The organism is Bartonella sp. MU70NMGDW (assembly GCF_042194085.1).
Lineage (GTDB): Bacteria > Pseudomonadota > Alphaproteobacteria > Rhizobiales > Rhizobiaceae > Bartonella > Bartonella grahamii.
The window spans coordinates 1-869 of record NZ_JBHIMK010000490.1 but is presented as its reverse complement, the minus strand read 5'-3'; the positions used below and the strand labels follow the sequence as shown (position 1 = coordinate 869).

Sequence of the window (869 nt, the reverse complement as noted above, 5' to 3'; positions counted from 1 at the left end):
TTTGATATTTCGATGACCCTGGATAAGTTGTAAGTTTACCAACAGCAACCACTTCCATCCCTTCTTCAGGAGGAAATGTGAGCTTTTCCATCACTCCACGCCAAATAACAGCTTCCAACCGTGCCTTATCATCTTTTAAAGCAAAATAAGCATGTCCTGAAGCATGAGTACCACGGTAACCTGATATCTCTCCACGCACCCGTACATAGCCAAACTTTTCTTCAACAACACGCTTTAAAGCCCCTGCTATTTCGGAAACAGTGAATTCTGCTACATTCGTTACACCTGTTTTTTCACTAAACAAACTTACCATTTTTCAATTCTTTACGCCCGTTTCTTTGAATCTTTTTGCAACAAAACATCTTTAAACTTTTGATTTATAGCTTTACCAAAATACCCATAACACCAGCTAGAACAGCTTATATTTTTAATTTCAAACCGATTATCAAGGTTGTAAAAAAACTTGAAGCCGTTGTATGGGGATGTCCAGAGTCATTATCCCACCCGAAAATTGTATCAATAGAAGTTAAAATATTCAATCTTAACATCTACACAAACACATCTTTCATAAGAATTCCTAGAATAAAACTTTCTACATAACATAGTAATCTATTCCCGATAAAATTCAATGTATTGCAAAGTGTTAAAGAACTTTACAATACATCAAATATATCATGATCATGTTTTTTGTATTTTATAAACTTGATAGCCTCTTATTTTTCAATTGCACTATAAAAAATACGTGGTGCACTATTCCAAACCCATTTTTTGACATCAGGTGTCATCGCTACGGTATGATACGTCTGATAGATAAAAGCATAGGGTCCTTTCTGCATAAATTCACGTTGCAAATCAGCATACATTTGCGC

General features: G+C 35.0%; 1 protein-coding gene. It reads right to left on the bottom strand.

All coding sequences use genetic code 11. The annotated features are described in order from the left end of the window. Positions 1-313: exodeoxyribonuclease VII large subunit (locus tag ACFIKE_RS11760; protein ID WP_375650130.1), on the bottom strand; the 313-nt coding region annotated here is incomplete at its 3' end. Between the last annotated feature and the right edge of the window lie 556 nt (positions 314-869).